Here is a 22,014-nt window from a genome sequence, read left to right on the forward strand (position 1 = left end):
ACTCCTTTCCCCCGGAGGCGGCTCACCCACGGGCCGTTGCCCGTGGGACGAGGGGGACGTCCCGTGTTGGACGGCCGTCCCCTGCGCTCCGTTCCGTGCCCCGGCTGCACCGACATCACTCCGGCAGCCCCAGCGCTGCGGCGAGCATCGGCCACGAGGCCGTGAACTCCCCTTTCCAGTAGGCCCAGCTGTGCCCACCGCCCGGATAGAAGTGGGCGGTGACCGGAATGCCGAGAAGCGCGAGCACACCGGTGAAACTGTGCGCGGACGGCCACAGCAGACTCTCCAGCGCCTCGGGCAGCCAGTCGCCCGAACCCCCGGCCAGACCACTGCCGTTGGACACGTACAGGGGTGTGCCGCGCAACCCGCCTGCCCGCGCGCGCGGATTGAAGGCACGCCAAGTCAGCCCGTCCAGAAGGGGGTTGCCCCACAGCGTGCGGGGCGCCAGACTCTCCCGGGCCACGATGGCGTCCACCAGGGAGGGCACTCCGGGCGCCGTGGTGTCGAGGATCCCGCTGTAGGACGCTGCGGCGGTGAACGCGCCCGGGTGCCGGGCCGCGTGCGCCATCGCGCCGTAGCCCCCGGTGGACACCCCGGCGACCGCCCGCACACTGGAAGCCCGGTAGTCGCGGGCCAACAGCGCCGGAACCTCGAGGAGTTGGAAGGTCTCGTAGTCGGGCCCCTCGCGCCAGACGCTGGGGATACCGGTCGGACCCGCGTCCGGCATCGCGACGATGAGATCGCGCCCCTCGGTGAAGGCCTCGATGTCCGTCTCCCGGGTCCAGGACGTGTAGTCGTCGTGCGCCCCGTGCAGCAGATACAGCACGGGATACGTCCGACCGGGCTGCGCGGCGAAGTCCGACGGCAGGATCAGCCGCACCGGCGCACTGCGACCCAGCGCGGCCGAGGACACCGACACGTCGAAGGTCCGAGCCGAGACCTGCGTCGCGGCCCGGGCCCGGCCCACGCCGGCCGTGGCACCGAAGAGGACGGCGAGCCCGGTGGCCGCGGCGAACCGCGTGGCGGCACGGCGGGACATCCCGCCGGGAGGGCGCTGCGGGAGGGCGGTGCGTGGGGAGATCCCGGAGGCGGGCTGTGGTGCGGCGGGGCGGTGGTGCGGCATGGCGGCTCCTCGGTCGGGTCGGCGGGTCCTCAGGCCGGTGCGGTGGGTCCGCCCGGCGAGGCCGGCACCCGCCGCAGATGGGCGGCGATCTCGTCGACGTGCGGCGGGTCGAGCAGCGACAGGTGGTGCCCCGACACCGGTACGACCGTCAGGTGCGGGCACACCTCGTCCCAGCCCAGCGCGTCGTCGTCCCGCTCGTACGCCGGGTCGCGCACGGTGTGCGGCGCCGGTTCCGTGGCCCGGTACAGCACCACGGGGCCCTCGTACCGGCCGGGCCGGTGCGCCTCGCCGATCCTCAGGTCCAGGTACGAGGCACGCTGGTGCTCCAGCGCGGCGGACGGCACCCGCACGGCTCCGCGCAGGATGCGCAGCACGGCGTCGATGCGTTCGCGGTCGTCGTCCATTGCCACCAACTCGTCGTACGGCAAGGACAGTTGGACGCCATACGTGTCGGCGACGTGCCGGGCGAAACCAGTGAGATGAGCGCGGACACGGCCGGGCCGATGGAGAGGGCGTACGGAATCGATGAGCGCGACGAGTTCGACGTCCCGCCCGGCGGCGACGAGGAGGCGTGCCGTCTCCTGGGCGAGGAACCCGCCGAAGGACCAACCCCCCAGCAGGCACGGCCCGTTGGGGTGCACGGCGGTGATCTCCTCGGCGTAGCGCCGTGTCTTCTCCGACACCGTACGGGCGTCCTCGATCCGGTCGAGGCCGTGCACCGGCCGGTCGTCGCCCAGGTGTTGGGCCAGTGCGCGGTAGACATCGGTGGTGCCGCCGGCGGCGTGGAAGAGGAAGAGCGGGGCGTGTGTGCCGCCGCTGTGCAGCGTGCGGAGCGGAGACGGGTGGTCCGTCAACTGCCGTATCCGGTCGGCCACTTCGTCGACCGTCGTGGCGTCGAACAGGTCGCGCAGCTGGAGCTCGATCCCGAACTCGCGGTCCAGTGCGGTACGGATCCGGACGGCCAGCAGGGAGTCCAGGCCGAGGTCGGCCAACGCCGTGGTGGGGGTGATGCGGGCCGTGGGATGGCCGGTGACGGCGGCGATGTGGTGACCGACGCGGGCGACCACCGAAGCGGGTGCGGACTCCACGACAGTGGCGGGTCCCGGCGGCCGATCCCCTGTGACACGCCCCCGCCCGTCCGTCCACCAGTACCGCACATGCCGCCAGCGTGGCAGCGGAAGGTCGACGACCCGCCCGGCGGGCACCGGCAGGGGCAGCCCCGCCGCGTACAGGGCGCCCAACTCCCCGAGAAACGCGGCGGATCCGGCCGCGTCGCGGCGCAGTGTGCCCACGGTGAGCGCGCCGGGCACGGTGTCGGTGACGGCCCGGGCCAGGACCGGATGCGGCGAGATCTCGACGAAGGCGGTACGACCGTCCGCCGCGGCCGCGGCGAGGGCCCTGTCCAGCCGCACCGGCCGGCGCAGGTTGGCGGCCCAGTGTTCGGCGCCGAACTCGCAGGCACCGCGCGGGTCGTCGAGGACGGTGGAGTAGACGGGGACGCGTGGTGACCGTCCCCGGAGGTCCGCGAGGGCCTCGACCAGCTCCGGCAGCAGCGGGTCCACCTGCGGCGAGTGTCCGGCGCCGACGACCCGCATGGCCCGGGCGGCACGCCCCCGCTCCTCCATCCGCCGCACCAGCCGGGCGACCGCCACCTCGTCACCGGTGACGACCTTCTGCCGGGGCGAGGAGTGCACGGCGACCTGGACACCGGGGAACTCCCGCTCCAGGTCGGGCAGTTCACCGTCCTCCAGGTCCACGACGGCCATCGCGCCCCCGCGCAGCCCACCGAGCAACCGGGCCCGTACGGCGACGACCCGCGCCGCGTCCACCACGTCCAGGGCGTCCGCGCACACCGCGGCGGCCACCTCGCCCAGGGAGTGTCCGATCACGGCGGCGGGCTCGACGCCGTAGGACCGCCACAGCTCGGCGAGCGCCAACTGGGTGCCGAAGAGGACGGGTTGGGACACGTCGAGCCGGTCGAGCGGTCCGGCGGAGGCCAGGTGTGCGCGGAGGGAGAAGCCGAGGACGTCGGCGAGCTGGGCGTCGAGTTTCTCCACGGCGGCGGCGAAGGCCGGTTCCTCCGCGAGGAGTTGGCGTCCCATGCCGGTCCACTGGCTGCCGTATCCGGAGAACACCCACACCGGACCGCGCCCCACTCGGTCGTGGTCGCCGGTGAACACTCGTGGGTTCGGCGTGCCCTGCGCCAACGCGCCAAGTGCGTCCGCCAGTTCGTGCTGGTCGCGGGCGACGACGGCGGCGCGCACGGGCCCGCGCCCGGTACGTCCCGCGAGCGTGCGGGCCACGTCGACGGGACGGGCCGCGCTCCCCACGGGCGTGTGCAGCCATACAGCGAGCCGGGCGGCGGTGTCACGGACCCGCTCGGTGTCGAGGTCGGAGAGGAGATGGAGGCGGGCGGCCGACGTCCCCCCGGACTTCTCGGTCGGAGGCACGGTCGGCCGCCATTCCTCCAGCACCGCATGGGCGTTGGTGCCCCCGAAGCCGAACCCTGAGACACCGGCCGTGGCTGTACCGCCGTAGCGCGGCCAGGGCTCGGGCTCGGTGACCAGGCGCAGCCGTGCGTCGGGGAGGGAGGTGCCGTGCAGCGACGGCGGGACGAGGTCGTGGTGGAGGGCGAGGACCGTCTTCACCAGGCCGGCGAGACCGGCCGCGCACTCCAGATGGCCGAGGTTGCCCTTCACCGAGCCGAGCAGCAAAGGCTGTTCACGGTCACGGTCGGCGCCCAGCACCGCGCCGAGCGCGCCCGCCTCGATGGGGTCGCCCAGCGGGGTACCGGTGCCGTGCGCCTCCACGTAGTCCACGTGGGCCGGGGCGAGTCCGGCCCGCCCGTACGCCGTCGCCAACAGGGCTTGCTGCGCTGCCGGGTTGGGCGCCAGCAGGCCGCCCGAGCGGCCGTCGGAGTTGACCGCGGTGGCGCGGATCACCGCGAGGACGCGGTCGCCGTCGCGCTCCGCGTCGGACAGCCGTTTCAGGAGTACGGCCGCGCAGCCCTCGCCGCGCCCGATGCCGTCGGCCGTGGTGGCGAACGGCTTGCAGCGGCCGTCCGGCGCGAGAGCCCCCGCCCGGGCGAAGGCGACACCGACGGAGGGCGAGAGCAGGACGTTGACCCCGGCGGCGATCGCCATGTCGGTCTCGCCGTCGCGCAGGCTCACGCAGGCCTGGTGCAGGGCGACCAGGGAGGACGAACAAGCCGTGTCCACCGCCATGTTGGGGCCATGGGTGTCCAGAACGTACGCCAGCCGGCCCGCCGTCACACTGAGTGCCGCGCCCGCCGGGGCCCAGGGGTCGACGGCGTGCGCGTCGGCGCCGGTGAGGCGGCCGTACTCCGGGGCCGAGACACCGACGTAGATACCGGTGGCCGTGCCCGCGAGGGCCGGCGCCGGGACGGCGGCGTGGTCGAGGGTCTCGCGCACGACCTCCAGGAGGATCCGCTGCTGCGGGTCCATCACCGCGGCCTCGCGCGGGGTGATCCGGAAGAAGTCGGCGTCGAACCCGGCGATGTCGTCCAAGTAGCCGCCGAACGCGGGTGTTTCGGCGGGCGGAAACGGCGTGAAGTCGCCCCATCTGTCCTCGGGCGCGCGTCTGATGGCGTCGACGCCGTCGATCAGCAACTGCCAGTAGCTGTCCGGGCCGTGCACTCCACCCGGCAGCCGACAGCCGACCCCGATGACCGCGACGGGCTCGCCGGGCGCTGCGCGCACGGCCGGTGCGGTGATGCCAAGCGGGGAAGGCCGGGAGTCCATGCCGCACACCCGCGCGACCAGCGCGTCCACGGTCGGCGCCTCCCACAGCAGCGTCGCCGGCAGCTCGTGACCCGTCAGCAGCGACAACTCGCCCGCCAGCACGACCGCGTCCCGCGAGGACATGCCGAGTTCGGCCAGCGGCCGGTCCGTCGCCACGTCACGCACCGGCGTGCCGTACCACTCGGCCACCCGCTCCACGATCCGCAGCCGCAGCGCGTTCTCGTCGGCGGCCGTCATCCGTTCCCCCGTCCCGTTCCCGTCGACGGCCGTCATCCCGCGGTCTCCGTCGCATAGTCGCCCTCCAGGTACCGGGCGCGGGTCAGGGCCCGTGACACCTTGCCGCTGGAGGTGCGGGGCACGGTGCCCGGGGCGACCAGGACGACGTCGGCGAGCCGCAGCCCGTGCCGTGCGGAGACGGCAGCGCGCACGGCACGCGTCAGGGCCGGTACGTCGAGGTCGGCGAGGCTGGTGCCCCGCGTGTGCTCGGCGACGACCACCACCCGCTCGCCCGCGCCGCCGGCAACGCCCGGCACCCCGAACGCGGCGAGCCGGTCCCGTCGTACGGCCTGATGCGCGTCCTGCGCGGTGGCCTCCACGTCCTGCGGATAGTGGTTGCGGCCGTCGACGACGATGAGGTCCTTGAGCCGGCCGGTGACGATCAACTGCCCGTCCAGGACCGTCCCGAGGTCACCGGTGCGCAGCCAGCCGCCCGGCGCGTCCCCGCCGAGCGAGGCGCCGAACACCCGCCGGGTCTGAGCGGAGTTGTTCCAGTAACCGCGCCCCACATTGGCGCCCTGCACCCAGATCTCCCCGACCTCCCCCTCGGCCAGCAGGGCGTGGGCGACCGGATCGACGATGCGAACCCGCTGCCCGACCGGAGTTCCACACCCCGCGAGGAGGACGGCCCGCGGATCCTCGGGCCGTGCGGGCAGGGCCTTCCCGGCGGTGAGGGCGTCCCGGTCGAGGGCGAACCGGCCGAGCGGCCGGCCGGGCCGGGCGGCGCTGACGAACACCGTGGCCTCGGCGAGCCCGTACGAAGGACAGTGCGCCTCCGCCGCCAGCCCCTGTGCGGCGAACGCGGCGTGGAAACGGTCGGCGGTGCCGGGCCGGACGGGTTCGCTGCCGTTGATCAGCGCGGCCACCCCGTCCAGCCGCAGCCCCTCCTTCTGCGCCTCGGTGACGGCGGAGGCGCAGTAGTCGTAGGCGAAGTTCGGCGCGGCGCTCAACGCGCGCGGATGCGCGGCCAACAGCCGTAGCCAGCGCGCCGGTTCGTGCAGGAACGCGGTCGGGTCCATGAGGACCGACGGCACCCCGCGTACGACGGGGGCCGCCACGCTCAGCACCAGCCCCATGTCGTGGTAGAGCGGCAGCCAGCCCACGCAGGTCACCGGATGCGCGTCGGCACCGTAAGCGGCGAGCGCCTGGCGGGCGTTGGCGACGACGTTGGCGTGGGTGATCTCCACACCCGCCGGGGCCCGGGTCGACCCGGAGGTGTACTGGAGATAGGCGGTCGCGTCCGAATCCGGTTCCGGCGCCCGCCAGTTGAGGGCGGCGGTGTCCGGAACCCGGTCCGCCGCGAGGACCGGCACCTCCGCACGCTCGCAGAACTCCGTCACCTCGGCCAGCACCCGGCCGGTGGTCACCACGACCGCGGGGCGCGCATCGCCCAACACCCCGACGAGCCGGTCGCCCTGCCCCGGCAGACCGGGCGGATACAGCGGTACGGCGACCATCCGGGCGGCCAGCGCCGCCAGGAACCCGGTGATGTAGTCGGTCCCCTGCGGGCACAACAGGGCGACCCGTGACCCGGGTTCGGCCTGCTCGGTGAGCCGGGCGGCCAGCGCCCGTACCCGCAGATCGAGCCGCTGCCAGGTCAACGTGCGGTGCACGCCACGGGAGTTGGGCGCGGGATGGTCGACGAAGGTGAACGCCCGGCGGTCCGGGGTGAGTTCGGCCCAGTGGCGCACGTACTCGGGCAGGGTCCGGTACGCGGGCGCGAGCGGCGGGCGGCGACTGTCCATCGGACGGGCTCCTCACGAACAGCGGGGCGAGCGGCGGGGGAGTGGCGCGAAAGGGGGTGAACTCGGCGGTCAGAGCGGGATGTTGCCGTGCCGCCGCTCCGGCATCGGGGCACGCTTGCCCCGCAGCGCGCGCAGGGCCCGGACGACGTGGGCGCGGGTGTCGCGCGGCGCGATGACGTCGTCGACGTACCCGCGTTCGGCGGCGAGGTACGGAGTCCCGTGCGTGGCCTCGTACGTGGCGACCAGGTCGGCCCGCAGCGCCTCCGGGTCGTCCGCCGCGGCGAGTTCACGCCGGTGCAGCACCCCCACGGCGCCCTCCGCGCCCATGACGGCGATCCGCGCGGTCGGCCACGCGAGGTTGAGGTCGGCGCCGAGGTGCTTGGAGCCCATCACCGCGTAGCCGCCGCCGTACGCCTTGCGCACCACCACGGTGACCTTGGGGACGGTCGCCTCGGCGTACGCGTACAGGAGTTTGGCGCCGCGCCGGATGATGCCGCCCCGCTCCTGGCACACGCCCGAGAGATAACCGGGGACGTCGGCGAAGGTGAGCAGCGGGATGCCGAACGCGTCGCAGAACCGCACGAAACGCGCGGCCTTCTCGGAGGCGTCGATGTCGAGGACCCCCGCCGAGTGCAGCGGCTGATTGGCGACGACCCCGACACTCGCCCCCTCGACCCGGGCCAGCGCACAGATGATGTTCGGCGCGAACAGTTCCTGGACGTACAGGAGTTCACCGTCGTCGACGACCGCGCGCAGGATGTCCCGCATGTCGTAGGCATGGCCGAGCCGGTCCGGCACGACCTCGTCGAGCGAGTCACCGCCGGCGACGGCTCCGGGCGCGTACTCCGGGGGCCGCTCCAGGTTGTTGGCGGGAAGATACGACAGCAGGTCGCGTACGGTGTCGAGCGCGTCCTCCTCGTCGGCGGCGAGGAAGTGGGCGTTGCCGTTCACGGAGTTGCTGGTGCGGGCGCCGCCCAGCTCCTCGGCGGTGGTGCGTTCACCGGTCACCGCCTCGATGACGTCGGGGCCGGTGACGAACATGTGCGAGGCGCCGTCCACCATCACGGTGAAGTCGGTGATCGCGGGGGAGTAGGCGGCACCGCCCGCACACGGTCCCAGGACGACGGAGATCTGCGGGATCACCCCGGACGCCTTCACATTCCGGCGCACCAACTCGGCGTACAGCGCGAGGGAGTTGACGCCCTCCTGGATGCGGGCGCCGCCGGAGTCGTTGAGCCCCACGACCGGACATCCGGTCTTCAGGGCGAGGTCCATGAGCGCCACGGTCTTCTCGCCGAAGGCCTCGCCCATGCTGCCGCCGAAGACCGTGGAGTCCTGCGCGAACACACAGACCGGCCGTCCGTCGACCGTGCCGTACCCGGTGACGACCCCGTCCCCGTACGGCCGTTGGGCGCCGTCCCCCACCGCTCTCGCCCGCACGAACACACCGGTCTCCGCGAACGAGCCGGCGTCCAGCAGCCGTTGGATCCGCTCCCGCGCACCGAGCGCCCCGTGTCTTCTCGGCGCGCCCGTGACCACCGCCCGCGCCCGTCGCTCCTGCAGGTCGGCGATGCGTCCGGCGGTGCGGTCCGTCGCGGGTGTCACTGCCGTCAGGGATGTTGTCGCCTCTAGCGTCACAGCCACCTCCGAAGTGGTTCTCGAATATGGCAGCGATTCGGCGAACGACCGGAGGATCGCCGTTCTGTTTGCGGGAGTTGAGTCCCGCGCGACGGAGGTTCGTCCTGAGGTGACAACGGATCGGCGAGGGGGCGGCAGGGGCTGGGGGGTTCCGTGGTCCAGACCACTGTGCTGTCATGGCAATGGAAACGTTGCCCTTCGGGAGGACACCGGATGAGATCATCACTGACGCCGATCGCCGGAGCCGGGAATCCGCTCCGCCGGCGACTGGCCCTCGTGCTCACCGCACTCCTGCTCGGTGCGGCGGCACTTCTGGGAACCCCGCACCCCGCCCGGGCCGCGGCGGGACCGGTGTCGGTGTACCCGGTCCCGTCCGTCTACCCGGCGTCCACCGACTACAAGTTGACCGTCAACGGAACCTCCGTGCCCGTCACCAAGTACACGGGCTACGACATCGCCCAACTCGCCCTCGGGACCGGCACCGCCACCATCGCGGTCACCAAGCTCAACAACACGGCCATCGGCGCGTACAGCATCAGCCCGCAGAAGCTGGGCATCACGGGGACCGTCAGCGGCCCGACCCTCACCTTCACCGTCCAGAACGACGAGTACCTGATCGTCAAGCTCGACGGCCGCCCCAATCTGGTCATCGCCGCCGACCCGGCCGAGACGAACCGCCCGGCGACCGGCGGCACCGGCATCTTCAACGTGCAGAGCGCGCCCTACTCGGCCCAGCCGAACACCGGCGCCTACACCACGACGGCCTTCCAAACGGCCCTCAACGACGCGGCCGCGTACGGCTCCGCCAACGCCACCCAGGGCATCGTGTACGTCCCGGCCGGCGTCTACACCCTCGGCAACCTCTACCTGCGCAGCAACCTCGCGCTCTACCTCGCACCCGGCGCGGTCCTCCGCTACACGGGCGAGGCCGCCCACTATGCGGTGACCGGACACAAGAACTCCCAAGGACGGGACCTCACTTGGTTCATCTCCACCCGGTACTCCTCGACGAACATCAAGATCTACGGCCGCGGCATCATCGACGGCAACGGCCAGGCGGCGCTCGCGCCCTCCAACCTCGGCGTCAACCTCCTCGCCCCGATCTACACGAGCGGCTTCACCGTCGACGGCATCACCTTCCGGGAGTCCAGCAGTTGGGCGGTCATCCCGCTGCGCTCCTCGGACCTGGCCTTCCGGAACATCAAGCTGTTCAACCGGTTCGACATGGGCGAGAACGACGGCATCGACGTCATGGAGTCCACGAACGTCACCGTCGACCACGCCATCGGCATCGGCCTCGACGACCCCTTCAGCACGAAGACCTGGCCGGACGTCGCCGACATCTACAAGACGGTCCCAGGCACCGCCCGCCCTCTCGACAACGTCACCTTCAACGACCTTGTCTCCTGGACCTATTGCTACGGCGTCAAGGTCGGCCAGGGCGTCTACGAGCCGCAGAACAAGGTCACCTTCCAGCACGTCGTCGTCTACGACGCGGCCGTGGGCATCGGCGTCCACCACAAGTACGGCACGGCCGCCGCGACCGACCTCACGTTCGACGACATCGACATCGAACGGCTCAGCTTCAGCAACGACGGCAACCGGACCTGGCTCGCGATGATGACCGGCAACACGGCGGGCATCGGCCCGGTCACCGGCGTCACGATCTCCAACGTCCGCGTCCGCAACGCCGGTACGACCGCCGCCCGCATCAACGGCCTTCCGGGCGCGCCCATTTCAGACATCGCCCTGAGCCACGTAGTGATGCCGGGAGCCACGACCGGGGCAACGACCCCGACTCAACTGAACCTCACCAACCTGTCGGACTACGACGGCCTGACGATCACGTCGTGAGACCGGACAGGACCCGGATCAGCGCTGGCTGGCAGGCTTGTTGGGCAGTTCGGCGCGACTGCCCTTGCATGAGTAGACGATCTCCACCGAACCACCGGGGAGGGCACGCTCACGTTGGAAGACCAGCCCGGTGTCGGGACCGACCATGGGCGTCAGTTGCATCCCACCGCCGAACAGCATCGGCAGGACGACCAGTTCGAGAGTGTCCAGTGCGCCGAGGGCGTGGAACGTTCCAATCGTCCGAGGGCCCCCGATGAGATGGACGTCGCCGCCCCGGTTGGCCGACCGGAGCTTCGCCAGCAGCCGCACCGGGTCATTGTCGGTGACGACGTGGTCAGGGGTGCCGTCCGGACGGTGCGAGCCGAGCACGAACACATCGAGGTCCGGCCACGGCCAGCGGTTGTTGGAGAGCGCGGGCTCAAAGGTGGTGCGGCCCATCAGCGCCGCCTCGCAGCCTTCGAGGAACTCCCGGATTCCGTGGCTCTGCCCGGAGACGAAGGCGGGGTCGGCGGTCTGGGCGGGCCACCCGTTCGGCGTCGTCACATAGCCATCGGCACTCATGCTCATACGGGCGCGGATCTGCATGATCTCTCCTCGGGGCGTCCGGCGACCGGCCACACGGCCGGCAACCCGAACCTCTCGTCGACGAATGGACAGTACTTACTGATCACATGGCCGCGACCCGTCCGGATTCCCTTGCGGGCCGCGCCTTCACCCGTACGTCGAACGGGGGATCCGCGGATCGACACGCTGCCTCGACCAAGACGCCGTCTTTTTGGTGGCGGGGCGACGAGCGGGGCTGCCACAGTGATCGGCATGGAGCTGCCTCCCGACACCGTGCTTGTCTTCGATCGCGACGAGGGCCTGCTCATCTTCGAGTCCCCCACGCACGCTGCGAACTGGATCGAGGCGATCGACATGGATGAGGGTGAGTACACAGCGGCGTACTCACCGGACGGCGGCGTGCTGACGCTCACGGCCCCCGAAGGGCCGGAGGGATCGGTCGTTGTGTCCAGGACCGGCAGCGTCGACCTGGACGATCTGGAGCGGAGGGTGGCCGGCTACTGGCACCGCCACCAAACGGGCCGGCCCCCACGTGACCCGCTGCAAACAGCGCGCTTCTTGATGGACCGGGACAACCAGCCCCGACGAGGGTGGCTGAGCCGGGTCGCCGACCTGCTGCGACGCGACCGTGCTGGGGACGAGTAGGCGCTGGCCGGGCTCGATCCCTTCGCGGGTCTAGGAAGACAGGAGCCCCTGTGCCCCCGGCAGCGCCCGCGGATGCACCGGAAACAGCTGCCGCACCCCTTCCCCGCACACCTCAAGCGCAAGCTCGCAGAACATCGCGTTGGCCCAGCCGAACCACTCCCGGGTGAACCGGCCCGGCGCGTCGACATGGAAGCTCTCGTGCATGAGGCCCGTACCGGCGGTCGTGCCCGCAAGGATCTCCAGAGCCCGAGCCGCCTCGTCCTGGTCCCCCGTGAGGCCCGCCGTGGCGATCGCCAGCGGCCAGACATGCCGGTCCGGTGTGTGCGTGCTGCCGATTCCAGCGGCGTAACTACCGCTGAAATAAGAGGGGTTGGCGTCGGAGAGCGCGAAGTTCCGGGTCGCCCGGTAGAGCGGGTCCTCCGGTGCGCACCAGCCGCTCAGCGGAAGACTCAGCAGACTCGGCAGGTTCGCGTCGTCGCAGAGCAGTGCGCGCCCGAGGCCGTCCACCTCGTACGCGAGGACGGCGGCCCCGTCGACCTCGGTCACCCCGTGCGACAGGATCCCGGTGTCGATCTCGTCCGCCAACCGCCATGCCTCATGGGCGAGTTCGGTGTCGTCGAGAACCGCAGCCGCCAGCTCCGCCAGCCCGTGCAGGCTCGTCGACGCCAGCGCGTTGGCCGGTACCGGATAGCCGTGGACGCACGCGTCGTCGCTCGGCCGGAAGCCCGACCACGTCATACCGGTCCAACCCACCGGCGCGCCACGGCCGTTGAGGGGCAGACTGTCACCGGAGAACGGGCCGGACGGGCGGACGAACCCGTAGGGCGAGTCCCGCCCGTGGGACTGCTCCGCCCGCCACAGCCGGACGATCGTCCAGGCCGCCCGGTGGAACGCCTCGTCGAGATGGTCCTCCCGGCCGGTCGCCCGCCGGATCGCGTACGCCAGCTGCAACGGCGCGCAGAGCGAGTCGAGTTCGTACTTGCGCTCCCAGATCCAGTCGCCCGGAGTGGGCTGGTCGCAGGGTTCGCCGTGCGCGCCGGAGGGGCCGTCGTTGAAGGCGTTGGCGTACGGGTCGAGGAGCACACAGCGGATCTGCCGGCGCGAGACGGCGGCCAGGACGTCGCCGACCTCCGGGTCCGTGGCCACCGCGAGGTAGGGGCGGACCTGTGCCGTGCTGTCCCGCAGCCACATCGCCGGGATGTCACCGGTCTTGACGAACACCTCCGGGCCGGACGCCGACCCAGTGCCCCAACTCATCGACGTGGTCCAGGTGTTGGTCAGACACCGCTCGACGATGTCCGTCGCAGGGCCGCCCCGCAGCCCGCCCGCCAGCCGCCGCCCGAGCGTGCTCAGCGACTCCGGAACTGCCCACACTGTTCCGGATGTTGACCCGGGAAACGTTACCATCGCGCCTCTTGACTCCCTCATGTGGCGTGCGCCACGGTGTGATCGCCAGGGAATGGAAACGTTACCTTGCGGCGGTCGGCGACCACCAGACGGTCGGGTCGGCCCCGGTCCGGGACTTCGCCAACTCCTCGGAGGAAGAAGGTGAGCGCGTGTGACAGCCGCTCCGCACCAAGAGACGAGAACCACCGCACCACCCGTGGACCGACCGCCGGACCGGGGGAGCCCGGGACGCTTCGGACGCCCCTGGCGACGACGGCGCAGGCGCTCCTCGGACACCCTGGCCGCGTACGTGTTCCTCGCCCCGGCGCTCATCGGCTTCACGGCGTTCGTCGTCTACCCGCTGTTCAGGTCCGCCTACTTCGCGCTGACCAGCTACAACGGCCTGTCGGACCCGAAGTTCATCGGCCTCGACAACTTCCGCCGGATGTTCACCACCGACCCGTCCTTCTGGCCCTCGGTGCGCGCCACCCTGCTGCTCGTCGTCCTGTACGTGCCGCTGTCGCTGGCCGTCGGACTGGCCCTGGCGGTGTTCTGCAACCAGCGGATGCGCGGCGTCAGCCTGCTGCGCACCCTGTGCTACCTGCCGGTCGTCCTGCCCGTGGTCGCCACGATCACGCTCTGGAAGTTCGTGTTCAACCCCCAAGTCGGCCTGGCCAACCAGGTGTTGAACTGGCTCCACCTGCCCACCAGCGAGTGGCTGTCCGGGGACAGTTCCGCGATGCCGTCGATCGTGATCGTCATGCTGTGGAGCGTCGGCTCCACGATGATCATCTTCCTCGCCGCGCTCCAGGCGGTCCCCACCGAGCTGTACGAGGCGGCCAGACTCGACGGCGCAGGGCCCCGCACGGTGTTCTTCCGCATCACCCTGCCGCTGATCAGCCCGATCATGCTGCTCCAGGTGGTCATGCAGATGGTGACGGCCCTCCAGGCGTTCAACCAGCCGAAGATCCTCTCGCCGGACAACCAGGGCGGACCGGGGTTCAGCACCAGGACCCTGATGCTGTCGATCTACAACAACGGCTTCCCCCGGCTCGGCCAGGTCTCCCAGTTCGGCTATGCGTCCGCGCAGGTCTGGGTGCTCTTCCTCGTCATCGTCGTCGTGATCGCCGCGACCGCCCGCTTCTCGTCGATTTGGACCTACAGTGACCACGTCTCCTGACGTCACGAGGGCGCCGACGACGGCGCCGAAGCCGGCCGCCCCGGCCAAGCCGCGCGGCAGGGCCGTACGCACAGCGTCCTGGTACGCCGTCGCGCTGCTGATCGCCTCGGTGATGATCGTGCCCATCCTCTGGATGCTCACCGTCGCGCTCAAGGGCCCCTCGGCGGTCTTCGAAGTCCCGCCCCGGCTCCTGCCCCACGAGTTCCACTTCAAGAACTTCATCGACGGTCCGAGGGTCATCCACTTCCCGCGCCTGCTGCTCAACTCCCTTGTCATCACCGGACTTTCGGTGATCGGCGGGGTGATGACCTCGATGATGGCGGGCTACGCCCTGGCCCGGCTGCGCTTCCCCGGCCGCAAGGTGTGGTTCTACGTCTTCGTCGGCAGCATGCTGCTGCCCCCGGTGGTCGGCATCATCCCGCTGTTTCAGCTCTTCAAGGACATTGGGTGGTACGACACCTGGCTGCCGCTGATCGTCCCGGCCTTCCTCGGCGGCAATCCGCTCTTCATCTTCCTGGCCCGCCAGTACTTCCTGTCGATCCCGCACTCCATCGACGAGGCGGCCAAGGTCGACGGCGCGGGCCACGTCCGGATCTTCTTCAGTGTGATGCTGCCGATCACGAAGCCCGCCTGGATAACGATGTCAATCCTGGCCTTCCAGATGTCCTGGAACGACTACCTCAACCCATTGATCTACCTGTACTCGTCCCAGAAGTGGCCGCTGAGCGTCGGCATGGCCTCCTTCGTCACCCAGTTCGCCGGCCAGACCCCGGACTGGAACCTCTACATGGCCACCAACCTGCTCTACATGCTCCCCCCACTGGCCGTGTTCTTCGTCGCCCAGCGCTACTTCATCCAGGGGCTGAGCGCCCTGGGCACCGTCAACCAGCGCTGAACCGCGCCCAGTTCCGACCCAGTTACCAGGAGGCCATGATGAAACGATGGACCCGTCTAGCCGGAGCGTTGCTGACGGCGGGGGGACTGCTCGCGACGGCGGCCTGCGGCGGCTCGTCCGGGAAGCAGTCGGACGGCAAGGTGACGGTGACCCTCATGACCTGGGAGTCCGCCACCACCAACAAGGCCATCGACCAGGCCCTGACCGGCTTCCACGACCCGAACATCACGGTCAAGCGCGTCGACACCCCCAACGGCAACTACAGCGACAAGCTCGCCGCCCTCACCCAGGCCAAGAAGCTGCCCGACCTGTTCTGGTGCGGCAACGACACCGAGCAGCAGTACACCAGCCAGGGCCTGCTCACCGACTGGGCCTCCCGGCTCTCCGGCTCCACCGACTTCGGCGCGAGCAGCTTCGTCTCCTCCACCATGAAGAACTGGAAGACCGCCGACGGCAAGATCGGCGGCGTCCCCTCCCTGCTCAACACCTACGGCATCTGGTACGACGTCGACGCCTTCAAGGCCGCCGGCCTCACCGTCCCCGCGGCCGGCTGGACCTGGGACCAGATGTTCGCCGACGCCGCGAAGCTGCACGCGAAGGGCGCCAAGTACGGCCTCGTAGCTGATGCGTTGACCTCAACGGACGGCCCGTTCTCGCTCAGCACGTACTCGCTCTCGGCGGGCGGCGCGCCGTTCGCCGACGACGTCCACCACCCCACGAAGACGACCATCGACACGACGTACACCGAAGGCGTCGGCAAGGTCGTGGCGGGGATCAAGAGCGGGGCCGTCGCACCGCCCGGATACGACATCAGCAACCAGCAGGCGCTGTTCGCCGCCGGACAGATCCCGATGCTGTGGAGCGGCCAGTGGCTGGCGGCCGGCTTCCTCACCGACAAGCCGAAGATCAAGTACGGTTTCGCGCCGCTGCCCCAGCAGACCAAGGCGGCCACCCTGTACGACGCGGTGGGCATCTGCACGCCGTCGTACACCCAGAACGCGGACGCCACCTTCAAGGTCCTCAAGTACCTCGACTCCACCGTGTGGACCAAGGTGCTGCCCGACTCCCCGGTCGCGGCCCCGGCCTATCTCTCGGCGCAGAGCGCCTACTTCGGCGCCCTCGACAAGGCCGGTCTGACGACTGTCGCGTCCACCGTCAAGGCGGGCCTGAACACCCCGACCACCATCGGCGTCCGCTTCACCACCCAGTGGGCCAGTCAGTCGAACGACTTGATCACCGCCTATTGGCCGGACATCCTCAACGGCAAGAAGCCGCTCTCCGACCTCCAGACGATGACCGGCAAGATCAACGATGTGATCAAGAGCAACGGTTAGGGCCGCAGGCCGAGCGGCGGGCCGGGACCCGAAACGTATCCTGGGAGCGGTCCCGGCCCCCGGTACGCGATGGAAGGTTGGTCTTCAACTCACGTGAGAAGTCGTCCCCCGCACAGCCAGAACACCAGGCCCACGATGCGCGACGTCGCGGAGCGGGCCGGAGTCGCCGTCGTCACCGTCTCCCGCGTCGTCAACGGCATCGGCACGGTCCGGGAGGAGACGGCCGAGCGCGTGAACGCGGCGATCACCGCCATCGGCTACCAGCGGAACGAGATCGCGCGCTCCCTGCGCCCCGGCCAGAACTCGATGACCATCGGCCTGCTGCTCGGCGACCTCACCAACCCGTTCTACGCCTCACTCGCGAAGGCCGCCGTCGAGGTCGCCAACGAGGCCGGTTACGCGGTCCTGTTGAGCACGGCCGACGAGGATCCGGAGGTGGAGCGCCGGGCCGTGGGCGAGCTGATCGGTCGCCGGGTCGCCGGGCTCATCATCGTCCCCGACCAGGGCGACCACGCCTTCCTGAACGAGATCAACGGCCACGACCACGTGCCCATCGTCTTCGTCGACCGCCCGGCCACCGGCGCCGAGGCCGATGTCGTCCTCGTCGACAACGAGGAGGGCGGACGCAAGGCCACCCAGCACCTCGTCGACCAGGGCCACCAACGGATCGCGATCCTCGTCGCGCCCTCCTACTACAGCACCGGCCGCCGACTGCGCGGCTACCGCAAGGCGCTCCGCCGCAGCGGCATCGAGCCCGACAACGACCTGGTCGTCACCCTGCGCGCCGGCACCACCGAGGAGGCCGAGGCAGCCACCCGCACCCTGCTCACCTCCGCGAACCCGCCCACCGCGGTCTTCTCCACCACGGGCTTCCTCACCGAGGGCGTCCTGCGCGCCTGCCGCGAGCTCCAAGTCTCCCTGGCGGTAGTGGGGTTCGACGACTTCAAGCTCGCGGACATGCTGCCCACCCCGGTCACCGTCGTCACCTCCGACACCGAGGAACTCGGCCGCAGGGCCGCCCATATCCTGCTGGACCGTATCGACGGCGACGACTCCCCCTCCCAACGCACCGTCCTCCCGGTCGAGTTGATCGCGCGCGGCACGGGGGAGATCGGGCACCCGTAACGTCAGTACAGCGTCCGCCACTTGGCACGCGGCCAGGCGAGCACGGCGTAGAGCTGCACCAGGGCCGCCTGCTGGATCGCCTGGGTGCCACCGGCCGTGTCGAAGTGCACGAGTCCGGTGGCGGGGTCCCGCATCGTGTCCCACACCTGGTCGGCGTAGCCGGCCATCGCCCGGTGGCAGGTGTCCTTCCCGGTCACCGACTCCAGGAGCAGCAGGTTCTTGAAGAAGATCGAGTTGAAGAACACGGGCTGCGTGAACAGCCGCCCCTGCGTGACGTAGTAGGCGTACGCGGCGGCGGCGATCCGCTCCGCCTGGCGCAGGTAGGAGCGGTCCCGGGTGATCTCGTACAGCAGCACCGCGACACCTACCGGTACGCCCTGGTTGTAGGACCAGAACGTCTTCTCGACGGTCCCCTGGAGGTCAAGGTGGTCCCAGTACAGGCCACTTGGGCTCTGGAGGTGCGTGTTCGTCCAGTCGTAGAAGCGCTTCGCCCAGTCCAGGTAGTCGCTCTGCCCGGTGATCTGGTGCAGCCGCAGGGCGAGTTGGGCGCCCGGCATGTTGGAGACGGTGTTGCGGTCGTGGCTCCAGTCGGCCTGCGTCCAGAAGACCCCGCCCGGCGCGGCATGACCGCTGTCGGTGTCCCAGCCGGACCGGACGAGGGCGAAGATCTCCTTGGCACGGTCCAACGCGGCGGTGTCCCCGGTCTGCAGATACCGCTGGATCTTGGCCAGGCCGACCCATTCGTTGTCGTCGTAGAACATGTCACCGCCCGAGCCGAACGGCGCGACCGGGTAGGAGGCGTAACCGGGAAGGCCGGTGGTGCCTCCGCCGGGCTTCCAGTAGTGCTCCTGCGCCGCCGCCCGCCGGGACAGTTCCGGCTCGAACTCCCCGTCCACGGCGGTGAGATCGAGGGCGGCGATGTGCACCTGGGAGAAGGGCCATTCGTACGAGTACGGGTTGTCGCCGCCCGCCGCCGGGATCTGTTCGCGGACGAGCCCGGAGCCGTCCGACGTGTCGAAGTGTCTTCTCAGCGCGGAGTACGCGTCTCTCGCGCGGGACAACGCCTTTACGGAGCCGGGCCGTTCGGCCGCGTCCGCCGGTGTGACGGCCGTCGCCGTCAGCGCGGCCAGACCGGAACCGATCATCACTCGCCGGGAGGGGCGCAGGGACATGGTGGCCTCCAAGGGTGCGGGTGATGGAAACGTTGCCATCGACTCAGGAGGCCGTCAACGCCTCTGACGGCACGGGCAGTTCACTCCCGGTTCATTCTGGTCCGGACCATTGACGGGCGAACCGGGCGAGTGGAACCCTCGCGATGGTTACGTTTCCAACGGTGAGTTCGTGCAGCCCCCCACGGCGAAGCAGGAGACCTCGACATGACCGTTCCGGCACCGTTCCAGAGACGCCTGAGCGCCGCCCTCACCATGGCGCTGCTGCTGGCCCTCGTCCCGGCCCTGCTGGTACTCCGCGCCGCACCGCCCGCCCAGGCCCTCGACAACGGCCTCGCCAGGACGCCCCCGATGGGCTGGAACGACTGGAACGCCTTCGGCTGCAACGTGACCGAGCAGCTCGTCGAGCAGACCGCCGACTACCTCGTCTCCTCCGGGCTGAAGGACGCCGGGTACCAGTACGTCAACATCGACGACTGCTGGATGACCTCGGCCCGCAACGCGGCGGGCCAACTCGTCCCCGATCCGGTCAAGTTCCCGAACGGCATCAGCGGCACCGCCGCCTACGTCCACGGCAAGGGCCTCAAGCTCGGCATCTACGAGAGCGCCGGCACCGCCACCTGCGCCGGCTACCCCGGCAGCCTCGGCCACGAGCAGACGGACGCCAACAGCTTCGCCGCCTGGGGTGTCGACTACCTCAAGTACGACAACTGCAACCACCAGAACGTGCCCGACCAGCAGCGCTACACCGCGATGCGCGACGCCCTCGCGGCGACCGGCCGCCCGATCGTCTACAGCCTCTGCAACTGGGGTCTCGCCGACGTGTGGACCTGGGGCGCGGGCGTCGGCAACAGCTGGCGCACCACCGACGACATCAACGTCAACTTCTCGACCGTGGTGTCCATTTACAAGGCCAACGTCAAACTCGCCTCGTACGCCAAGCCGGGCGCCTGGAACGATCCGGACATGCTCGAGGTCGGCAACGGCATGTCGTTCACCGAGGACCGTGCCCACTTCAGCCTCTGGTCGGAGATGGCCGCACCCCTGATCGCCGGCACCGACCTGCGCAAGGCCACCGCCGCCACGCTCTCCCTCTACGGCAACAAGGACGTCATCGCCGTCGACCAGGACTCCCTGGGCAAACAGGGCACCGAGATCGCCAACTCCGGTGGCCTGCACGTCCTTTCCAAGCCGCTCGCCAACGGCGACGTCTCGGTGGTCCTCTTCAACGAGAACTCCTCGGCCGCCACCATCACCACCTCCGCGACCGCGGCCGGCCTCCCCTCGGCGTCCTCGTACAAGCTCAACAACCTCTGGTCGCACGTGATCAGCTCCACCACCGGCACCATCTCGGCGAGCGTCCCCGGCCACGGCTCGGTCATGTACCGGGTCTCCGCCGGCAGCGGCACCAGTGTCGGCACCACCCACCCCCTCATCGGCGCCTCCTCCAACCGCTGCCTCGACGCCTACAACGGCGAGACCACCCCCGGCACCAAGATCGAGATCTGGGACTGCGGCGGCGGCACCAACCAGGCCGTGACCATCACCGCCGCCGGTGAACTCCGGCTCTACGGCGGCACCCAGTGCCTGGACGCCTACAACAACCAGACGAGCAACGGCACCAAGGTGCAGCTCTACACCTGCAACGGCGGCGCCAACCAGAAGTGGAGCCTCAACCCCAACGGCACCGTCACCGGCACCCAGTCGGGCCTCTGCCTCGACGTCACCGGCGGCGACCAGCCCGCGGGCAATGTCAACGGCACCGCGCTGGAACTCTGGTCCTGCAACGGCGGCGCCAACCAGCAGTGGCGCCTGGGCTGACCATCCGCAATCCCCCACTTCGATGGAGCCGGCATGAACTCAACTGCCAGACGTGTCAAACGAGTCGGGACCGGTCTGATCGCCGCCCTGGCCCTGTTCGTGCCGGTCTCCACGGGCGTCGCGAGCGCCGCCGCCGAGGCGACGATCTGCAACAAGTACTGCGACGCCCGCGACCCCGCCCTGTCCCCGGTGGACCGGCAACCCGTGTCCGCCACCATCTACTCCCGCACCCTCACCCTGCACTTCGACGACACCGACGCGATGGGCTGGGCCTCGATCACCAACGGCAGCCCCGGCGACGAGGTCTGGCTCGACCGCTCCTTCGACGGCGGCCGTACCTGGAGCTCGGGCAGCAAGCTCGGCGACACCACCATCCCTGCGGGGCAAGGGGGTTGGCGCACGCTGATGTACAACGTCGACGACTGGAACGCCCTCGGCGTCGGCGCCCTGCGCGCCTGCGGCAAGGCCGGTGACCGGGCTGAGATCGCCTGTACGCAGTGGGCCCGGACGACCTGGAACGCCGGCAGCCGCCCAACTGCCGCCGCCACCGCGCTGATGCAGTCGTACAACCTGGGCACCGGCCTCTTCGACACCACCGGCTGGTGGAACTCCGCCAACGCCCTGACCGCCCTCATCGACAACATCCGCGTCACCGGGATGGGCAGCTACAAGTACGCCGTCGCCAACACCTACGACCGCAACCTCTCCGCCCAGGGCGGCAACTTCACCAACGACTACATCGACGACACCGGCTGGTGGGGACTCGCGTGGGTCGACGCATACGACCTCACCGGCGACTCCCGCTACCTCAACACCGCCCGCGCGGACGCCGACTACATGGCCCGCTACTGGGACTCGACCTGCGGCGGCGGCGTGTGGTGGAGCACCGCCAAGACCTACAAGAACGCGATCGCCAACTCCCTCTACCTGGAGCTGAACGCGGCCCTGCACAACCGCATCGCGGGCGACACGACGTACCTCGGACGTGCCAGCGCCGAGTGGTCCTGGTTCAAGGGCACCGGCATGATCAACGGCTCCCATCTGGTCAACGACGGCATCAACCTGGCGACCTGCGGCAACAACGGCGACACGACATGGTCGTACAACCAGGGCGTGCTGCTCGGCGGCCTCTCGGAGCTGTACCGGGCGACCGGCGACGCCGGCCTCCTCACCACCGGCCGGCAGATCGGCGACGCCTCGACCACGTCGGCGGCTCTCAACTCCGGTGGGATTCTTCGGGAACCGTGCGAGGCGAGCGGCTGCGGTGGTGACGGGCCGTCGTTCAAGGGGGCGTACATCCGGGGGCTGAGCGCCTTCAACTCCCGCTTGTCCGACCGCCCTTACACCTCGTACATCACACGCCAGGCCACCGCCGCCTACGCGAGCGACCGCAACGCCCTCGACGCATACGGGTTGCACTGGGCCGGGCCGCTGGACTCCACCGACGCGGCCCGGCAACAGAGCGCGCTCGACCTGATGAACGCGGCGAATTGACGGT

Annotated in this window: 15 protein-coding genes; 8 read left to right on the plus strand and 7 right to left on the minus strand. The window is 70.3% G+C overall.

Annotated elements, in window-relative coordinates:
* Positions 1–115: 115 nt before the first annotated feature.
* The 4 genes from SSP08S_RS19925 to SSP08S_RS19940 all read right to left on the minus strand — a co-directional run bounded on the left by SSP08S_RS19925 (position 116) and on the right by SSP08S_RS19940 (position 8,510).
* Entirely contained in the window at positions 116–1,039 is a 924-nt protein-coding gene (locus SSP08S_RS19925; protein ID WP_026178653.1) for an alpha/beta hydrolase, read from the minus strand.
* Positions 1,040–1,152: 113 nt separating this feature from the next.
* Positions 1,153–5,157, minus strand: a complete 4,005-nt coding sequence (locus SSP08S_RS19930; RefSeq protein WP_245607914.1) for a type I polyketide synthase — start codon at positions 5,155–5,157, stop codon at positions 1,153–1,155.
* A complete protein-coding gene (locus SSP08S_RS19935; RefSeq protein WP_019069386.1) occupies positions 5,154–6,905 on the minus strand; it encodes a fatty acyl-AMP ligase in 1,752 nt (583 codons plus the stop codon). Before SSP08S_RS19935 ends, SSP08S_RS19930 begins: the two co-directional genes overlap by 4 nt.
* A gap of 69 nt (positions 6,906–6,974) precedes the next feature.
* The gene (locus tag SSP08S_RS19940; protein WP_019069387.1) at positions 6,975–8,510 is read right to left on the minus strand and encodes an acyl-CoA carboxylase subunit beta; all 1,536 of its coding nucleotides are present in this window, start codon (positions 8,508–8,510) and stop codon (positions 6,975–6,977) included.
* A gap of 246 nt (positions 8,511–8,756) precedes the next feature.
* On the opposite strand from SSP08S_RS19940, the gene SSP08S_RS19945 reads away from it, so the two are divergent.
* Complete coding sequence (locus SSP08S_RS19945) at positions 8,757–10,397, plus strand: glycosyl hydrolase family 28 protein (protein WP_019069388.1); 1,641 nt, start codon at positions 8,757–8,759, stop codon at positions 10,395–10,397.
* A gap of 18 nt (positions 10,398–10,415) precedes the next feature.
* On the opposite strand, the gene SSP08S_RS19950 is transcribed toward SSP08S_RS19945, so the two are convergent.
* Positions 10,416–10,982 carry a dihydrofolate reductase family protein gene (locus tag SSP08S_RS19950; protein ID WP_019069389.1) on the minus strand — a complete coding sequence of 189 codons (567 nt, stop codon included), beginning with the start codon at positions 10,980–10,982 and terminating at the stop codon, positions 10,416–10,418.
* Between the two features lie 231 nt (positions 10,983–11,213).
* Here SSP08S_RS19950 and SSP08S_RS19955 point away from each other — a divergent pair, with 231 nt between their 5' ends.
* The gene (locus tag SSP08S_RS19955; protein ID WP_158697183.1) at positions 11,214–11,606 is read left to right on the plus strand and encodes a hypothetical protein; all 393 of its coding nucleotides are present in this window, start codon (positions 11,214–11,216) and stop codon (positions 11,604–11,606) included.
* Positions 11,607–11,636: 30 nt separating this feature from the next.
* Here SSP08S_RS19955 and SSP08S_RS19960 read toward each other — a convergent pair whose 3' ends face one another.
* Complete coding sequence (locus SSP08S_RS19960; protein ID WP_019069391.1) at positions 11,637–12,980, minus strand: glycoside hydrolase family 125 protein; 1,344 nt, start codon at positions 12,978–12,980, stop codon at positions 11,637–11,639.
* Between the two features lie 229 nt (positions 12,981–13,209).
* Between SSP08S_RS19960 and SSP08S_RS19965 the strand changes: the two genes are divergently transcribed.
* The 4 genes from SSP08S_RS19965 to SSP08S_RS19980 all read left to right on the plus strand — a co-directional run bounded on the left by SSP08S_RS19965 (position 13,210) and on the right by SSP08S_RS19980 (position 17,526).
* Complete coding sequence (locus SSP08S_RS19965; RefSeq protein ID WP_245607915.1) at positions 13,210–14,172, plus strand: carbohydrate ABC transporter permease; 963 nt, start codon at positions 13,210–13,212, stop codon at positions 14,170–14,172.
* Entirely contained in the window at positions 14,156–15,067 is a 912-nt protein-coding gene (locus SSP08S_RS19970; RefSeq protein ID WP_019069393.1) for a carbohydrate ABC transporter permease, read from the plus strand. Before SSP08S_RS19965 ends, SSP08S_RS19970 begins: the two co-directional genes overlap by 17 nt.
* Positions 15,068–15,105: 38 nt before the next feature.
* Positions 15,106–16,401: an ABC transporter substrate-binding protein gene (locus tag SSP08S_RS19975; RefSeq protein ID WP_026178655.1), complete on the plus strand. Its 1,296-nt coding sequence runs from the start codon at positions 15,106–15,108 to the stop codon at positions 16,399–16,401.
* Positions 16,402–16,536: 135 nt separating this feature from the next.
* Positions 16,537–17,526: a LacI family DNA-binding transcriptional regulator gene (locus SSP08S_RS19980; protein ID WP_019069395.1), complete on the plus strand. Its 990-nt coding sequence runs from the start codon at positions 16,537–16,539 to the stop codon at positions 17,524–17,526.
* Positions 17,527–17,528: 2 nt separating this feature from the next.
* Here SSP08S_RS19980 and SSP08S_RS19985 read toward each other — a convergent pair whose 3' ends face one another.
* The gene (locus SSP08S_RS19985; protein WP_019069396.1) at positions 17,529–18,698 is read right to left on the minus strand and encodes a glycoside hydrolase family 76 protein; all 1,170 of its coding nucleotides are present in this window, start codon (positions 18,696–18,698) and stop codon (positions 17,529–17,531) included.
* Between the two features lie 204 nt (positions 18,699–18,902).
* Between SSP08S_RS19985 and SSP08S_RS19990 the strand changes: the two genes are divergently transcribed.
* Positions 18,903–20,516 (plus strand): glycoside hydrolase family 27 protein, encoded by a 1,614-nt coding sequence (locus SSP08S_RS19990; RefSeq protein WP_019069397.1) that lies wholly within the window; start codon positions 18,903–18,905, stop codon positions 20,514–20,516.
* 33 nt (positions 20,517–20,549) lie between these two features.
* On the plus strand, positions 20,550–22,010 hold the full coding sequence (locus SSP08S_RS19995; protein ID WP_019069398.1) for a glycoside hydrolase family 76 protein: 1,461 nt from the start codon (positions 20,550–20,552) through the stop codon (positions 22,008–22,010).
* Positions 22,011–22,014 lie beyond the last annotated feature (4 nt).

Source organism: Streptomyces hokutonensis (assembly GCF_000376565.1).
GTDB classification, from domain to species: domain Bacteria; phylum Actinomycetota; class Actinomycetes; order Streptomycetales; family Streptomycetaceae; genus Streptomyces; species Streptomyces hokutonensis.